The 15,268-nt window shown below is 63.4% G+C and carries 15 protein-coding genes and 2 pseudogenes; 5 read left to right on the top strand and 12 right to left on the bottom strand.

Annotation, left to right across the window (positions count from 1 at the left end; all coding sequences use genetic code 11):
* A partial coding sequence (locus FJ951_RS15795; protein WP_181172152.1) for a TOBE-like domain-containing protein occupies window positions 1-147 on the top strand: 147 nt, incomplete at its 5' end.
* A 2-nt stretch (window positions 148-149) separates the two neighbouring features.
* On the opposite strand, the pseudogene FJ951_RS15800 reads toward FJ951_RS15795, so the two are convergent.
* Together FJ951_RS15800 and FJ951_RS15805 are read right to left on the bottom strand one after the other, a co-directional pair.
* Window positions 150-559 (bottom strand): annotated as a pseudogene (locus FJ951_RS15800) (type II toxin-antitoxin system VapC family toxin).
* Window positions 525-833, bottom strand: a complete 309-nt coding sequence (locus tag FJ951_RS15805) for an antitoxin (RefSeq protein WP_140515831.1) — start codon at window positions 831-833, stop codon at window positions 525-527. Before FJ951_RS15805 ends, FJ951_RS15800 begins: the two are co-directional and overlap by 35 nt.
* 212 nt (window positions 834-1,045) lie before the next feature.
* Here FJ951_RS15805 and FJ951_RS15810 point away from each other — a divergent pair, with 212 nt between their 5' ends.
* Both FJ951_RS15810 and FJ951_RS15815 read left to right on the top strand, forming a co-directional pair.
* On the top strand, window positions 1,046-2,032 hold the full coding sequence (locus FJ951_RS15810) for a sulfate ABC transporter substrate-binding protein (protein WP_140499837.1): 987 nt from the start codon (window positions 1,046-1,048) through the stop codon (window positions 2,030-2,032).
* 258 nt (window positions 2,033-2,290) lie between these two features.
* Window positions 2,291-2,740, top strand: a complete 450-nt coding sequence (locus tag FJ951_RS15815) for an Rrf2 family transcriptional regulator (RefSeq protein ID WP_013530871.1) — start codon at window positions 2,291-2,293, stop codon at window positions 2,738-2,740.
* Window positions 2,741-2,802: 62 nt separating this feature from the next.
* Here FJ951_RS15815 and FJ951_RS15820 read toward each other — a convergent pair whose 3' ends face one another.
* From FJ951_RS15820 to FJ951_RS15850, 7 genes and pseudogenes are all read right to left on the bottom strand, one after another.
* Window positions 2,803-3,285 (bottom strand): gluconokinase, encoded by a 483-nt coding sequence (locus tag FJ951_RS15820; RefSeq protein ID WP_140516289.1) that lies wholly within the window; start codon window positions 3,283-3,285, stop codon window positions 2,803-2,805.
* Window positions 3,286-3,354: 69 nt separating this feature from the next.
* Window positions 3,355-4,341 carry an ABC transporter permease gene (locus FJ951_RS15825; RefSeq protein WP_140499839.1) on the bottom strand — a complete coding sequence of 329 codons (987 nt, stop codon included), beginning with the start codon at window positions 4,339-4,341 and terminating at the stop codon, window positions 3,355-3,357.
* Window positions 4,338-5,317, bottom strand: a pseudogene (locus tag FJ951_RS15830) (ABC transporter permease). The gene FJ951_RS15825 and the pseudogene FJ951_RS15830 overlap by 4 nt, the downstream one beginning before the upstream one ends.
* 13 nt (window positions 5,318-5,330) lie before the next feature.
* Window positions 5,331-6,878 (bottom strand): sugar ABC transporter ATP-binding protein, encoded by a 1,548-nt coding sequence (locus tag FJ951_RS15835; protein ID WP_140515833.1) that lies wholly within the window; start codon window positions 6,876-6,878, stop codon window positions 5,331-5,333.
* Between the two features lie 79 nt (window positions 6,879-6,957).
* Window positions 6,958-8,085, bottom strand: a complete 1,128-nt coding sequence (locus FJ951_RS15840; RefSeq protein ID WP_140515835.1) for a sugar ABC transporter substrate-binding protein — start codon at window positions 8,083-8,085, stop codon at window positions 6,958-6,960.
* A gap of 309 nt (window positions 8,086-8,394) precedes the next feature.
* Entirely contained in the window at window positions 8,395-9,423 is a 1,029-nt protein-coding gene (locus FJ951_RS15845; protein WP_140499846.1) for a LacI family DNA-binding transcriptional regulator, read from the bottom strand.
* Between the two features lie 164 nt (window positions 9,424-9,587).
* Entirely contained in the window at window positions 9,588-10,832 is a 1,245-nt protein-coding gene (locus FJ951_RS15850) for an MFS transporter (protein ID WP_140516291.1), read from the bottom strand.
* A gap of 198 nt (window positions 10,833-11,030) precedes the next feature.
* Here FJ951_RS15850 and FJ951_RS15855 point away from each other — a divergent pair, with 198 nt between their 5' ends.
* Window positions 11,031-11,318 carry a DUF3175 domain-containing protein gene (locus tag FJ951_RS15855; protein WP_140499848.1) on the top strand — a complete coding sequence of 96 codons (288 nt, stop codon included), beginning with the start codon at window positions 11,031-11,033 and terminating at the stop codon, window positions 11,316-11,318.
* 33 nt (window positions 11,319-11,351) lie between these two features.
* Here FJ951_RS15855 and FJ951_RS15860 read toward each other — a convergent pair whose 3' ends face one another.
* On the bottom strand, window positions 11,352-12,128 hold the full coding sequence (locus FJ951_RS15860; protein WP_140516293.1) for a FadR/GntR family transcriptional regulator: 777 nt from the start codon (window positions 12,126-12,128) through the stop codon (window positions 11,352-11,354).
* A gap of 103 nt (window positions 12,129-12,231) precedes the next feature.
* A complete protein-coding gene (locus FJ951_RS15865) occupies window positions 12,232-13,128 on the bottom strand; it encodes an NAD(P)-dependent oxidoreductase (RefSeq protein WP_140500155.1) in 897 nt (298 codons plus the stop codon).
* A gap of 118 nt (window positions 13,129-13,246) precedes the next feature.
* Between FJ951_RS15865 and FJ951_RS15870 the strand changes: the two genes are divergently transcribed.
* A complete protein-coding gene (locus FJ951_RS15870) occupies window positions 13,247-14,185 on the top strand; it encodes an NAD(P)-dependent oxidoreductase (protein WP_140515837.1) in 939 nt (312 codons plus the stop codon).
* Window positions 14,186-14,321: 136 nt separating this feature from the next.
* Here the strand turns inward: FJ951_RS15870 and FJ951_RS15875 are convergent, their stop codons facing one another.
* Entirely contained in the window at window positions 14,322-15,104 is a 783-nt protein-coding gene (locus FJ951_RS15875; RefSeq protein ID WP_140515839.1) for a FadR/GntR family transcriptional regulator, read from the bottom strand.
* Window positions 15,105-15,268: the final 164 nt, after the last annotated feature.

Consider the following 15,268-nt stretch of genomic DNA (forward strand, 5'->3'; position numbering starts at 1 on the left):
CGCGTCGCCGGCACCCGCCGGGTGGAACTCGAGATCGGCGGCGAACGCCAGCGCGTCGAGATCGAGCTGCCCGTCGACCACCCCGCGGCACAGAAGAGCCGGGTAGCGTTCCGCCCGGGCCGCTGGAAGCTGTTTCCGGCGGCTTGATATTAGACCGAGCACCACTCCAGCCAGTTCTCGATCTTCAGGTTGCGGATTCGCATGAACTCGCCCGTATTGGCCGTTACCAAAGTGATGCCCATAGCGCAGGCGTGCGCAGCAATAAAAAGGTCGTATGGCCAATGGGTTGGCCGGCGGCCTCCAGCTCTGCACGAAGGGCGACATACTCTGCATCCGCCGGCACATCGAGCGGCAAGACCGGAATCTCAGCCAGCAATTGCTCGACTTTTTTGAGCAGCTTGGTTGATCCCTTCCTGGCATAGCCATATCGCAATTCCGAGGCAACCACGATACTTGTGCAAATGGCGTCGTCTCCCTCGCGCTCCACTGCATTGGCGGCTTTGCCAGCCGGATTTCGGATCATGTCACTGATGATGTTGGTGTCCAGCATGAACCGCATCAAAAATGTCCTCGGATTCGACTGGCGCATCATTGATTTCGGGAAGATCGTCCTCGGGGCCGAGCGGCGGCTCGTTTGCCCATTGGGCGAGCAACGCGCCGAGCCCAGCTTTGCGGATCGGCTCAATGACAAGGCGGTCGCCTTCACGGCTGATCAGGACCTTCTCGCCGGGGAGCTCGAACTCGACAGGAATGCGCACCGTCTGGCTGCGGTTATTGCGAAACAGCTTCGCCTCCTTCGACGGCCGCGTTGTTGAATGGCGATGTCGGGGCATGGTTGCCTCCCTTTGTATATGCATATTGTACATGCATGCTGGCTCAGCAATGCAAGGGTAAGGAAGCGTTGGGAGGAACAGAATTCTAATGACAGCGCTCTTGACGACATTTTTTCTTACGGCGGCACCTGCGAAACCATTGCAGGTGCCTCGTCGGGCCAGTGGCGCAGGGCTATGGTCGGGCGATTAAGCACTACACGGAGCCTTATTTCATGAAGCGATTTCTCCTCGGCGTCGCCACCGTCGCCGGCCTGTTCCTCGCATCTTCCCAAGCCTGGTCTGCCGACAAGCTGCTCAACGCCTCCTATGACGTCGGCCGCGAACTGTTCGTCCAGGTCAACAAGGCATTCATCGAGAAGCACCCGGGCGTGAGCATCGACCAGTCGCATGCCGGCACCTCGGCTCAGGCACGCGCCATCGCCGAAGGGCTCGGCGCTGATGTCGTCACCTTCAACCAGGTCACCGACATCGACTTCCTGGTCAAGAAGGGCCTCGTCTCGGCCGACTGGCAGAAGGATTTTCCCGACAACGCCTCGCCCTTCTATTCGCTGCCGTCCTTCCTGGTGCGGGCGGGCAACCCCAAGCACATCAAGGATTGGAACGACCTGGTGCGCGACGACGTGCAGGTGATCTTCCCCAACCCGAAAACCTCGGGCAATGCGCGCTACACCTATCTGGCGGCGACCGCCTACGCCAAGGAGGCCTTCAAGGGCGACGACGCCAAGGTGAAGGAATTCATCACCAAGTTGTTCAACAACGTGCCGATCTTCGACACGGGCGGGCGCGCAGCCACCACCACTTTCGTGCAGCGCGAGATCGGTGACGTGCTGATCACGTTCGAATCCGAAACCCGCGGCATCCGCAAGGAGTATGGCGACGACAAATTCGAGCAGGTCACGCCTTCCGTCAGCCTGCTGGCAGAATTCCCGGTGGCGATCGTCGACAAGGTCGCCGACGAACATGGCACGCGTGATCTGGCCAAAAGCTATCTCGATTTCCTCTATACGCCCGAAGGGCAGGACATCGCCGCTGACAATGGCCTGCGCGCCCGCGACACGGCCGTCGCCGCCAAACACAAGGCCGACTTCCCGGACGTGCGCCTGCTGACGGTGGAAAACGTCTTCGGCGGCTGGGACAACATCCAGAAAGAGCATTTCGCCGCCGGCGGCCTGCTCGACCAGGCCTATGGCAGCCGATAAGGTTTTCGCGGCGCGATAGCACGTTACGATAAGCAAATCAGGAAAGCCGGCGCTTTGCCGGCTTTCGCCGTTTGCGGCAAAATATGGCAAATACGACGCCAGCCGCGCAAAAGGTTACGAAGAATCAACGCGTTTGCGCCTAACGTGCCGACAAATCGGCTTGTTCGCGAAACGGCAGCGCTCCACAAGCCCCGTCATCATTTGCACACAAACAGCCGCCAGATGCGGATTGTTGGGGCTTCATGGGTTGACTCGGGCATGCTGACTAAAAAAGGCAAATACGGCCTCAAGGCCCTCGTGCATCTGTCCGGCTTGCCGGCTGGCCAATTGGCCTTCGTCAACGACATCGCGGTCGCCAACAACATCCCGAAAAAATTCCTCGATGCCATTCTGGGCGAGCTGCGCAATGCCGGCTTCGTCCAGAGCCGCAAAGGCAAGGAAGGCGGCTATCGCCTCGCCCGCCCGGCCTCGGAGATCAAGATCGGCCATGTGGTGCGTGTGCTGGACGGGCCGCTGGCGCCGATCCCATGCGCCAGCCGCACGCAGTATCAGCGCTGCGAGGATTGCGACGAAGCGACGTGCCAGGTCCGGCACATGATGCTCGAGGTGCGCCAGGCAATCGCCGAGGTGCTGGACAACCGCAGCCTTGCCGCCATGCGCGATGCCGACAATGATGATTTTCCGGTCGAGTTGACGTCGCAGATCTAGATCCTGCGCATGCGCCGCACTTGCCGGCGTAAGTCGCATGCCGGTATGGCGCCGATCAAGGTTCAGAACCGCCGCGTCATGCGCACCGCCTCGGCGACGAGGTCGGCGATCGGGCGCGTCGCATCGAGCGTCAGCGCCCGCTCATCCGCCGCCGGTGGCTCGAGAATGGCGAATTGGCTGTCGACCAGGCTTGCCGGCATGAAATGGCCCTTGCGGCTGGCGACCCGCAGCCTCGCCATGGCCGGATCGATCTCCAGGTAAAGGAAGACGATGTCACGGCGGAAGCCGCGCAGTCGTTCACGATAGCTTCGCTTCAGCGCCGAGCAGGCGGCGACAACGCCCTGCCCTTTGCCGGCCGAGGCCGCGATGCGCTCGCCGATCGCATCGAGCCATCCCTCGCGCAAAGTGTCTGTCAGCGGCTCGCCTCTGGCCATGCGTGCGACGTTTTCCGATGGATGCAGCCGGTCGCCTTCGATGAAGACGGCGCCCAGTCTCTCCGCGAGCGCCATGCCGACGGCCGACTTGCCGCAGCCGGCGACGCCCATTGCCACGATGACCGGCACCGGCCCGTTGGTGCCTGTCGGCGATTGAACTGTCCTTTCCGCCACGATGGTCTAGCGGCTTGCCGGCGCGCGGCCGTAGAGCAGCAGCATGGCGACGATGACGACGCCGTAGATGATCTGCCTACCCGCCTCCGGCATCTGCATGACCGACAGTATGGATTGCAGGAGCGTGATCAGGATGACGCCGGCGACAGTGCCGAGATAGGAGCCGCGCCCGCCAAGGATCGAGGTGCCGCCCAGCACGACGGCCGCGATCGACGGCAGGAGATAGGCGTCGCCCATCGACTGCGCCGCCTTGGAGGCGTAGCCGGCAAGCAGCACCCCGCCGAAGGCGGAGAGCCCGCCGGAGACGGCAAAGGCGATCATCACCACGCGCCTTGTGTCGATGCCGGAGAGGTAGGCGGCACGCTCGCGGTTGCCGATGCCGTAGACGGTGCGGCCAAAGCCGGTGCGGGTCAGAACGAACACCATCGCGGCGCCGATCAGCGCCCAGATGATGACCGCGTTGGGAACTCCCGGAATGGCAAAGCCGGTAGCCAGGTAGCGCATGGCGCCGGTGGCCGAATCCTGGGGCGAGAAGCCGCCGGTGTAGACCACCATCAGCCCTTGCGCGACGGCGTTGGTGGCGAGCGTGATGATCATGGAGGGAATGCGCAAATAGGCGACGCCGATGCCGTTGACGATGCCGATCAGCACCCCGCACAAGATGCCGAATGGAATGGCCAACGCAACGCCGGCCGGGCCATAGGCGGCCGCAGCGCAAGCCATCATCGCGCCCGCCGCCACCGACCACGGCACCGACAGGTCGATCTGGCCGAGCAGGATGACCAGCATCATGCCGGTGGCGATGACGCCGAGAAACGAGGCCACCTTGAGCTGCTGCAAGAGATATTCAGGCGACAGGAAGCTGCGCGAATAAAGACTGCCCAGCAGGAGCAGGACCACGATGCAGGCAAAGGCCGTCAACACCGCGGGATCGGCGCGGCGAATGAATTTCGGCATGCGGCCGGCGAGGCCACCCAATGTCGTCTCGCTCACAGGAACCACTCCAGCCGGTTGCGGACCCGAAACAGGGCGAAGGCGCCGAGGCTGACGGCGATCAGCAGGATAACGCCCTGGAACAGCGGCTGCCACAGCGGATCGAAATCGAAGACGACAAGAGATCGCCGATGGTGCGGAAGGCGAGCGCGCCGAAGATCGCGCCGATGGCACTCCCCTTGCCACCGAACAGCGAGACGCCGCCCAGCACCACGGCGGCAATGGAAAACAGCGTGTAGGAGTTGCCGCTGGCATAGGCCGCTTCGCCCGTATAGGTGAAGAACGTCAGGAACAGGCCGCCGATCGAGGCCAGCAGCCCCGCCAGCGTATAGGCTGCGAACTTGCCGCGCCGGATGGGCACGCCTGACATGTAGGCCGCCATTTCCGACGACCCTGCCGCATAGGCCGCGCGGCCAAGCACCGAACGGCTGAACGGCACCCAGATCACCAACACGACGGCCAGGAGCACAACCATGCTGGCCGGCACCACGTCAAACACACGGCCCGTCAGCGCGTCAGCCAGATCCTCGTTGACCGATCCGCCCGGGAACGGCCGCAGTAGAAGCCCGATGCCATAATAGACCGCGCCGGTGGCGATCGTGGCGACGATCGGCTGCAGCCGCCCGTAGATGACGATGGCGCCGTTGATCGCCCCGCACAGCAGTCCGACGGCCAGCACCGCCAACACGCCAAGCGCCGTCTGCACCGGCGTGCCCACCACCAGCCACGAGGCCAGGCAGTTGGTCAACAGGAAGATCATGCCGACGGAAAGGTCGATGCCCGCGGTGATCACCACCAGCGTCTGCGCCATGGCGACGAAGGCCAGCAGCACGCCCTTGTTGGCCGCCGTCTGCACGACATTGGCGGTGAAGCCGGCCGGATGGTTCGCGGTGTAGATGACGAACATGACGATGAAGATGCCAAGCGCCAGCAGCGTTCCGCGCTGCTCCGCCAACCAGTAGCGCCAATCCTTCACGCCAAAATCCCTTTCACGCGTTCGCTCCCCGGTTCACCGGGCTATCCCCGCCAGGCATGTTGAGCGCGCTTGATATCAGAGCCCGTTCGGTGATTTCGGCGCCCACCAATTCGCGCTTGACCGCCCCGTCATAGAGCACCAGCACACGGTCGCAGCAGCCGATCAGCTCGTCATAGTCGGTCGAATAGAACAGGATTGCCGCCCCCGCGTCCGCCAGCTTGCGCATCAGCTGATACAGCTCCTGCTTGGTGCCGACATCGATGCCGCGCGTCGGATCGTTGAGCAGGATGATGCGCGGCTGGCGCATCAGCCATTTGGCGATGACGACCTTCTGCTGGTTGCCGCCCGACAACGCGCCGACCGGAATGTCGAGGCCGGCCGTCTTGATCGCCAGCAGGCCGACCATGTCGTCGATAAGCCGCTGCTCGGCGGCGCGGTCTATTATGCCGCCTTTCGACAGCCGGTCGAGCGCGGCGAAAGACAGGTTCTCGCGCACCGTCATCGGCAGCATCAGGCCTTCGGTCTTGCGATCCTCGGGAATGAGCGCCATGCCGATGCCGTTCTCGCGTGCGGCGGCGGGGCTGGCGATGCCCACTGGCTTACCGTCGACCAGGATCTGGCCGGAAAGGCCACGCAGGACGCCGAAGAAAGCGAGCAGCAATTCGCGTTGGCCCTGCCCGTCGAGGCCGCCGAGGCCGACCACCTCGCCTGCCCTGACCGACAGCGAGATGTTGTGCAGGCGATCCGTCCAGGAGAGCTTGCGGGCTTCGAGCACCGGCGCGGTGGTGGCCGGCGCGAATGTCGGCTTGGGCGGGAAGATATGGCTGTATTCGCGCCCGATCATCAGTTCGACGACTTCACTGTCGCTCTTCGAGCCGGCGGGATAGCTGGCGACATTGCGGCCGTTGCGGAACACCGTGCACTGGTCCGCCAATTCGGCGATCTCGTTCATGCGGTGCGAGATGTAGAGCAGCGCCAGCCCTTCCGAACGCAGCCGCTTCAGCACAGCGAAGATCTTCGACACATCCGCCGCCGTCAGTGCCGAGGTCGCCTCGTCGAGGATCAGGATGCGTGGCTTCCTGGCCAATGCCTTGGCGATCTCGACCATCTGCCGGCGTGACAGCGGCAGGTCCTTGACCAGCGCCAGCGGATGAATGTCGGATGCTCCCGCACGCGCCAGCGCGTCCTCGGCGATGCGCCGCTGCGCCTTGCGGTCGATCATGCCGAAGCGTTTCGGCGGATCGGATATGACGATGTTGTCGGCGACGCTGAGTTCGGGAATCAGCGACAACTCCTGGAAGATGCAGACTATGCCGGCCTTGTTCGCGGCGCCCGGCGAGGCGAAGGTCGCCTCTCGCCCGTCCAGCACCATGCGGCCCTCGTCGGGCGCAACGACGCCCGCCATGATCTTGATCAGCGTCGACTTGCCGGCGCCGTTTTCGCCGAGGATGGCGTGGATGCTGCCGGCCTCGACCGACAGGTCGGCCTTCTCCAGCGCCCGCACGCCGCCATAGCGCTTCGATATGCCTTCCATGCGCAAGAGCGGAGCCGCACCGTCCATCAACCCTCCCAGGGCGCTCGAACATTCAAGAACCGGCGCCGCGGCTTAGCCGCGGCGCCGAAACGATATCCACTGGAAACTACTGATTTTCCTTGGTCTGACCCATGATTTCCTGGGCGCTGAAGTTGATGCCGCAGGTTGGGAAGGAGTTGCCGACGAAGAAATTGTCCGACTCTTTCGGGAAGTAATCCGTGCCTTCCTTCATGTTCGGATCTTCGGCGATCGCCAGCGGCAGCTTCACCTCTTGCGGCACCACTTCGCCTTCGAGCGCTGCAATCGCGGTCTTGATGGCGACGGCGACCTGGGCCGGGCCCGAGCCTGCGGAAGAGCACTTCAACCCGTCGGCCGAATGCGCCGCGCAGAACTTGCGGAAGCCGTTTTCGGTTTCACCGCCAAAGGGCACGAACGGATGCTTGGCATCGATCATCGCCTGCACGATGCCGGTGTCGCCGCCCTGGCCGGTGATGCCGTCGAATGGCCCGTTGGTGGCGATCGCGTCGGCGGTGACCTTCTGTGCCACGCCGTCGTCCCACTTGCCGGCGACTTCGGTGACGTCCCATTTCTTGCCGGAAGCGTCGAGCACCTCGTGGATGCCGTTGTGGCGATCGGTATCGACGGAGGTGCCGGCAACGCCGCGCACTTCGAGAATCTTGCCGCCATTCGGCACCTTCGCGACCAGCCATTTGGCCCACAATTCGCCGAGGCCCTTCTGGTCCACATTGACGTTGATGGCATCCTTGGTGTCGAGGATGTTGTCGAAGGCGACCAGCACGATGCCAGCCTGCTTGGCGCGCTTGATGACCGGGCCGAAAGCAGTTGGGTTCTGCGCGTCGGTGACGATCGCGTCATAGCCGGAATCGATGAAGTTGTTGATCGCCGAGATCTGCGCCGGCACGTCCTCGCCGGTCGAGACGACCTTGAATTCCTTGATCTTGGCTTTGACGTCCGGCTGGGCGGCATAGGCCTTTGCGGTCTGCACCATCTGGATGCGCCAGGTGTTGGCGATATAGCCATTGGCGAAGGCGATGCGGTATGGGCCTTCCTTTTTGGGATATTTGAAGAATTTCGTGTCCGCGCTCCAAGGCGCGAAGCAGTCGGCTTGGGCGGCCGGGCCCGGCACGATCTCGGGGCCGGCGGCCATCGCGGCCGAGTTGAGCATGACGAATGCGCTGGCGGCAACGATGCCACCTACCAGTGACTTGATCATCGATAATCCTCCCATTTTGTAATTCTGACGTCGTTTCGCGATGTGAATTTCGCACGGTCGGCTCCGGCTCCTCCTGCCTTGCCGCACCTGCCTTTCCGATGGCCAATGGTCTATGCGATGCCTCCTCCCCCGTCGTTCCCAGGTTGCTGGGAAAATAGCATATTATACATAATAAACAAGAATTAGTTGTCGCTTATGTATAATAGACAGGCGCCGTACCGTTGCATTTCTCTTTCCTGTCCGACGACGACGGTAGCGCTACCATGAACGGTGTGTAAAGCGCCCTTTCTCTTGATCGCGAAAGCGTGTTCAGCGCGCCGTGCTCTCGCGGCGCATGAGTTCGAAACCGAGATCCACGACGCGCTGCTGCGGAGGCTCGCCTCCTATCGCCGCCAGCGCCATGGCCACTGCCCGCCGTCCGATCTCGTAGCGGGGCGTGCGGATGCTGGTGACGGAGGGAAACGCCACCTGCATCATGTCGAGATCGTTGAAGCCGACGATGCCGATCCTCTTGGGCACACCGATCGAGGCGCGATGACACTCGAACAGCGCGCCTAGCGCGATGTCGTCATTGTTGCAGAATACGCCGTCGAGCGTCGGCATCTTGGCCAGCGCGTCGCGGAAAAGTTCGCGTCCCAGCGTCACACTGGACGGCACCGGCGTGGTGGTGATCAGTCGTGGATCGAACAGGCCGGCTTTCTCCACGGCCATGCGGTATCCGGCCAAGCGCCGCTGCGAGCGCGGATCCATGCGCGCGCCGATGAATCCGATGCGGCGGTAACCCGCTTCGAGCAGATGCTCAGTCGCCGCCCTGCCCCCGTCCAGATGCGAGAAGCCGACCATCATATCGACCGGATCCGGGCCGGTTTCCATGACCTGCACCACCGGGCAGCCTGCGTTCTCCAGCAGTTTTCGCGAGGCCGGAGTCTGGTCGATGCCGGCCACGATCAGCGCCGCCGGCCTTTGCGGCCCGAACACCTGCAGCAGCCGTTCTTCCTCGAGGCCGGAATAGTGGGTGTTGCCGAGCTGGATGCGGAAGGCGCTATCCGACAGGCTGTCATAGATGCCACGCACCACCTCGGCAAAGACGTTGTTGGTAAGCGACGGCACCAGCACGCCGAACACCTCGGCGCGGGCCGAGGCCAGCGCCCGCGCGTTGGGATCCGGCACGTAACCGAGCTCGTCGACGGCGGCCTGGATCTGGCGGCGCAGGTCCTGCGAGACCCGCTCCGGCTCGCGCAAAGCACGGGACACGGTGATGGCGCCTACGCCCGCCTTGCGCGCGACGTCTGATATGGTCGGGCGGCCGCCGCCTCGGCGCGAGCGCGGCTTGATCAAGGACAGGCTCCATGCGGTGCCTGGCCGCCAAGGCGCTGCCGCAATACGATCGACGTTGCTGTCGCCATTTCACCAGCCTGTGCCGCACCACTCACCTCTGGCGTCGCGCAGCCCCGGCCCATTGTCAAGCCGAGGCGCTTGCGGGCGAGTGCTTCCGCTTTGCCTCAGGCCATCGCCGTCGCCACGCGTCTTGCCTTCCAAAGCACCAGCACCATCACCAGGATGTTCAGCAGGTTCCAGGCGATGCCGTTCAGGAATGCGGCGGCGTAGGAGCCGGTCAGGTCGTAGATCCAGCCCGACATCCAGCCGCCGATCGCCATGCCGAAAATGGTCGCCATGATGACGATGCCGACGCGTTGGCCGGCCTCCCTGGCGGGCATGTATTCCCGCACGATGATCGCATAGCAGGGCACGATGCCACCCTGCGACAGGCCGAAGACCAGCGAAACGACATAGAGCGAGGCAAGCCCGTCGAAGGGAATGTAAAAGAACAGTGACAGGCATTGCAGCACCGAGCCGATAAGCAGGGTCTTCACCCCGCCGATGCGGTCGGCAACGAAGCCCGAAGCCACGCGGCTGACCACGCCGGCCGCCATCATGATCGACAGCATGTCGGCGCCATGCGCGACGCCGTAGCCAAGATCCATGCAATAGGCCACGATATGCACCTGCGGCATCGACATCGCCACGCAGCAGCCAAGACCAGCAATGACAAGCAGCACCTGGAGTGCCGTCGGCGACAACGAGATCGGCTGCACCAGCCGGCTGCCCGCGGAACCGGCGGCCGCGATCGGGGCGCCGCGCCGCAGCATCAGCACCAGCGGCACCATGGTCGCCAGGCAGAAGATGCCGATGGCCACATAGGTGAAGCGCCAGCCTTCCGCCTTCATCAGGGGTGGCATGACGGTAGGCCAGATCGTTCCGGCGAGATAGCTGCCGGCCGCGGCCGCCGCCACGGCGACGCCGCGCCGGCGGTTGAACCAATGCGAGATGTCAGCGATCAGCGGCCCGAAGATCGCCGATGTACCGACCCCGATCAGCAAGCCCTGGGCGAGCGTGAACTGCAGGATCGAGGTCGACAGCGCCGCCAGCAGGAAGCCGGCAACCAGCGCCATCGAGGAAACAAGCGCCGGGATCCAGTAGCCGACACGGTCGATGGCGCGCCCGACCAGAACGTTTCCGGCGGCAAAGCCGACCATGGTCGCGGTGTAGGGCAGAGCGGCGTCGGCCCTGTCGACGCCGAACTCGGCCTGCACGGCCGGCAGCACCACGACCACGGCCCACATGCCGACGCCGCCGACTGTTGACAAAAGCATCGACACCGCCAGCCGTATCCATGCATGCGAGCTGTCGACGACCGCATTGCCGGCTGCTGGTGAGGAGAAGATCGAGGCCAAGCTGTTTCCCATTCCGTCATCGACATTGACCATTGTCGCGGTCATGCGGCCTAGCGGCCGACGGTCCTTCCACCACTATCGGCGCATTCGCGGCGCCGAGCAGCGCCACGTGGGTAATTCCATGGTTCCAGGGTTTGCCGGTTCCGGGCTCACCGGAACGTGCGACGATGAAGGACGTTTTGCAATCGGCTCAACGCGAAGGAGATTGCCATGACCGCGAAACGGAAATGGTCGGCTGAGGTGACCGAGCACAGCAATGCCATGGATCTCGAAGACCATGTCTTCGAATCCCACGACCCGAAGAAGATCGCGGCTTCGCTCAAGCGGTCGGCCGAACACAGCGACCGGCGCAAGGCCGAACCGTTCCAGTCCGCCATGTCGATGCTGAACTTCTACATCAACCGTGCCGGCAAGAACCTGCCGGCGAAGCAGAAGAAGGTGCTCGAGGATGCCAAGGACGAACTGCGCGCGGCGTTCGGACGTGAGAAGGAAGAGTAGGCAGAAAGCCGCGTGACGGGTTCCTGGAACGGCTTATCGTGACCTGATCACGCCGTCTGTGTTGGCGAGCAGCCTGCGCACCGCGGCACGCGCCGCGTCGGGCCGCTGCAGGCGGATGTTCTTCTCGATCGCCTCATGCATCTTCTGTGCGTGCTGCAAATCGTCGAGTTCCCGCGTCGTATAGGTGAAGAGATGGTCGAAGGCGGATTCGATCAGCACCCCGAGCGGCACCAGCAGGTCGTTGCCAGACGCCCGCAGGATCGCGAGATGAAAGCGCGTGTCGGCGCGGGTGCGCTCCTGCAGGCTTGGTGCCTCGCCCATCTCGCGGCAGGCCTGGCTGATTTCGGCCATCTGCTCGTCGGTCCGCCGCATGGCGGCAAAAGCGGATGCCTCCGGCTCGATGATGTGGCGGAATTCCTGCACCGTCTTCAGAAATACCTCGCGGTCCGGCGAGGTCGCGTACCAGGCAAGCACGTCGCGGTCGAGCAGATTCCAACGTTCTTTCGGCTCGACCCAGCTGCCGATCTTCGGGCGCGAGGCGAGCAGGCTTTTGGCCATCAGCATCTTGATCGCCTCGCGTACCGCCGAGCGGCTGACGCTGAAGGTCTCCGACCATTTGGCTTCGTTGGGCAGGATGGTGCCGGGCGGATAGTCGCCGCGCACGATCCTGAGCCCGATTTCGCTGGCCAGCGAGGTGTGCACGCTGGAACCCGGAATGCGCGCCGCATCGGTGCGGCGAACGCCGGCCTGACGCTCGGCCGATGCCGCTTTTGCCGGCGATTTTTCCTTGTTCGGCTTCGCGTCCCGCATAGGCTCCAGAAAGTCCGGATTGAGCAAGCTGTCAAGCACGGCAAGCGGGTTCACCCGCAAAGCCGGCTTCTGTGCACAGCTCAACCCCCGGCGGGGCCTGTTTTCAAGAGATCCTCACGTATTTGCGCCAGCTGTGTTCCGGCCGAAAGCCCAACATGTCGCGCGCCTTGCGATTGGACAGCAGCGTCTCGAATTCGCCGAGCTCACCCTTGACCGGCACTCCGGGATAGAAGCGCTTCAGCAGTTCCGCGGTCGGCAGGTCCGACGACGTGTCGTCATTGGCAGCGTTGAACACCTGGTAGCCGAGCCCATCCTTCTCGATGGCGCGCAGCGTGATCTGGCCGAGGTCGCGCGCATCGACATAGCTCCAGGCGATGCGCTTGCGGAAACCGGGATCGGCGAACCATTTCGGAAACAGGGAGTATTCGTGCGGTTCGATGACGTTGCCGATGCGCAATGCATAGATGTCGGCACCGTCGCGCTGCGCAAAGGCCCGTGCCGTCTTCTCGTTGACCACCTTGGAAAGGGCATAGCTGTCCATCGGATCGACGTCGTATTCTTCGTCGAGCGGGAAATATTTCGGCGTGCGCGGCTCGTTGGCGAAGACCAGCCCGTAGGTGGTCTCGCTGGAGGCGATGATCACCTTGCGGATGCCGAGCTTCACCGCCGCCTCGATGACATTGTAGGTACCGAGCGCGTTGATGCGGAACACTTCGTTGTCGGGCGTGATCATGATGCGCGGGATCGCGGCGAAATGCACCACGGCGTCGACGGGCTGGGGGCGCAGCGACGGGTCGAATTCATGCAAGCCCGCATAGCTCGACAGCGCGTTGAACACCTGCCCGCTGTCGGTGATGTCGGTGATCAGCGTGCGCACCTTGGGATTGTCGAGCGGCTTGGTGTCGATGTTGAGCACCTGGCAGCCCTGCTCCACCAGATATTGCACGACGTGACGCCCAGCCTTGCCGCTGCCGCCGGTAAACATGATCCGCTTCATTATTCTGGTCTCCACGAAAGCTCAGGAATTATGTGTATTGTCAGACAATATTGCTTTCTGCAACGGCTTGCGGCTAAAACAGCGGCGACATTATCGATAATCCCAACACAGGACAGACAGCATGAACACGACTGCCGCGAGCGAGAAGATCGGCTTCATCGGCCTTGGCCTGATGGGTCATGGCATCGCCAAGAACATCGTCGATAAAGGCTATCACCTGACCTTTCTCGGCCGCAAGAATCGCAAGCCGGCGGAGGATATGGCTAATCGCGGCGCCCACGAAGCCGCAACCTCCCGCGACGTGGCGGCGGCATCGACGATCGTCTTCATCTGCGTCACCGGTTCGCGTGAGGTCGAAGCCATCATTCGAGGCCCCGGCGGTCTCAAGGAAGGATTGAGAAAAGGCTCGGTCGTCGTCGACTGCTCGACCTCCGACCCGGTCTCGACCGTTGCGCTGGCCGCCGAACTCAAGGCGCTCGGCGTCAACTATGTCGATGCACCGCTCAGCCGCACGCCGAAGGAGGCTTGGGAAGGCACGCTCGACGCCATGGTCGGCGCACCCGACGCCGTCTTTGCCAGGGTCAAACCGGTGATCGAAACCTGGGCCGGCCGTATCGTCCATATCGGCGACACCGGCGACGGCCACCGCATGAAATTGCTCAACAATTTCGTCTCGCTGGGCTATGCGGCGATCTATTCCGAGGCATTGGCCTTGGCCGAGAAGGTCGGCATCTCGCCGCAGCGCTTCGACAGCGTCATCCGCAACGGCCGCATGGATTGCGGCTTCTACCAGACCTTCATGCGGTGGACGTTGGAGGGCGACCGCGACGCCCACAAATTCACTATTGCCAACGCCTTCAAGGACTTGACCTACCTCGAATCGATGGCGGGTTCTGCCGGCATTGCCAACCCCCTCGGCAACGCCACCAAGAACGCTTTCGCCGGAGCACACGCCACCGGACCGGCCGAGCAGTACGTGCCGATGCTGGCCACCCATATCGGCAAGGTCAACGGTGTCGATCTGATGCCGATGAAAGATGGAAAGAAACAGACGATTTAAGGGTGAGAAGCGGTCCGCGCACCGGATGAAAAGCCAATAGCTTGGCTTTTCGAGCTTCGAACGCCGGGAGCCTGCGAAAGGCCGCAGAAGGCTACGCATTGTCCATAGAAAGGTGATCACCAAGCGCGAGCGTCGATCACCCTCGCCCTCTTCCGATCCCTTCATCGGTATCGGCGAGTAGCTTGTGCACGGCGTTGCGCGCCGCTGAGGGGCGCTGCAAACGAATATTCTTCTCGATCGCCTCGTGCAGCCTCTGGGCCCGCCGTTGGTCGCCGACCTGCTGAGTCGTGAAGACGAAGAGATGGTCGAGCGCCGACTCGATGAGCACGCCGAGCGGCACCAGCAGGTCGTTGCCGGAGGCCCGCAGGATGGCGAGATGAAAGCGCGTGTCGGCCCGGATGCGCTCCTGAAGGCTTGCCGCCTCGCCCATCTCGCGGCAGGCCTGGCTGATCTCGGCCATCTGCTCGTCGGTCCGCCGCACCGCGGCAAAGGCGCTCGCTTCCGGCTCGATGATATGGCGGAACTCCTGTACCGTCCGCAGGAACACCTCACGGTCCGGCGCGGTCGCGTACCAGGCGAGCACGTCGCGGTCGAGCAGGTTCCAGCGCTCCTTCGGTTCGACCCAGCTGCCGATCTTGGGGCGCGAAGCGAGCAGGCTTTTGGCCATCAGCATCTTGATCGCCTCGCGCACCGCCGAGCGGCTGACGTTGAACGTTTGCGACCATTGGGCTTCGTTGGGCAGGATGGTGCCTGGCGGATAGTCGCCGCGCACGATCCTGAGCCCGATCTCGCTGGCCAGCGAGGCGTGCACGCTGGCACCGGGAAAGTGCGCCGCATCGGGCCGGCGCATGGCGGCCGGACGGCGGCCGGCCTGTGCCTTGGTCCGAATGGCTCGCTTGTTTGACTTTTCGTCCGGCATCCACGTTCCAATGCGTCGGCCGTACCTGTTCCGGTCAGGAACTGTCGGGTGCGCCGATGCCATTGCCGAAAATTCGAACCACGGGCGCGCCAAAGCCGGAGCCGCTGCCCCTGAAATGCGTGTCCCTGTTCGTCAGCAGAGGTGGCGGGGCGCCCGTTGACGGG

This window comes from Mesorhizobium sp. B2-2-3 (assembly GCF_006442405.1).
Lineage (GTDB): Bacteria > Pseudomonadota > Alphaproteobacteria > Rhizobiales > Rhizobiaceae > Mesorhizobium.

Bases quoted from the DNA above. Each gene is read 5' to 3' on its own strand.
- FJ951_RS15805 (WP_140515831.1), bottom strand. From the start codon at position 833: ATGCCCCGACATCGCCATTCAACAACGCGGCCGTCGAAGGAGGCGAAG.
- FJ951_RS15810 (WP_140499837.1), top strand. From the start codon at position 1,046: ATGAAGCGATTTCTCCTCGGCGTCGCCACCGTCGCCGGCCTGTTCCTC.
- FJ951_RS15815 (WP_013530871.1), top strand. From the start codon at position 2,291: ATGCTGACTAAAAAAGGCAAATACGGCCTCAAGGCCCTCGTGCATCTG.
- FJ951_RS15820 (WP_140516289.1), bottom strand. From the start codon at position 3,285: ATGGGCGTCGCCGGCTGCGGCAAGTCGGCCGTCGGCATGGCGCTCGCG.
- FJ951_RS15835 (WP_140515833.1), bottom strand. From the start codon at position 6,878: ATGGACGGTGCGGCTCCGCTCTTGCGCATGGAAGGCATATCGAAGCGC.
- FJ951_RS15840 (WP_140515835.1), bottom strand. From the start codon at position 8,085: ATGATCAAGTCACTGGTAGGTGGCATCGTTGCCGCCAGCGCATTCGTC.
- FJ951_RS15850 (WP_140516291.1), bottom strand. From the start codon at position 10,832: ATGGGAAACAGCTTGGCCTCGATCTTCTCCTCACCAGCAGCCGGCAAT.
- FJ951_RS15855 (WP_140499848.1), top strand. From the start codon at position 11,031: ATGACCGCGAAACGGAAATGGTCGGCTGAGGTGACCGAGCACAGCAAT.
- FJ951_RS15860 (WP_140516293.1), bottom strand. From the start codon at position 12,128: ATGCGGGACGCGAAGCCGAACAAGGAAAAATCGCCGGCAAAAGCGGCA.
- FJ951_RS15870 (WP_140515837.1), top strand. From the start codon at position 13,247: ATGAACACGACTGCCGCGAGCGAGAAGATCGGCTTCATCGGCCTTGGC.
- FJ951_RS15875 (WP_140515839.1), bottom strand. From the start codon at position 15,104: ATGCCGGACGAAAAGTCAAACAAGCGAGCCATTCGGACCAAGGCACAG.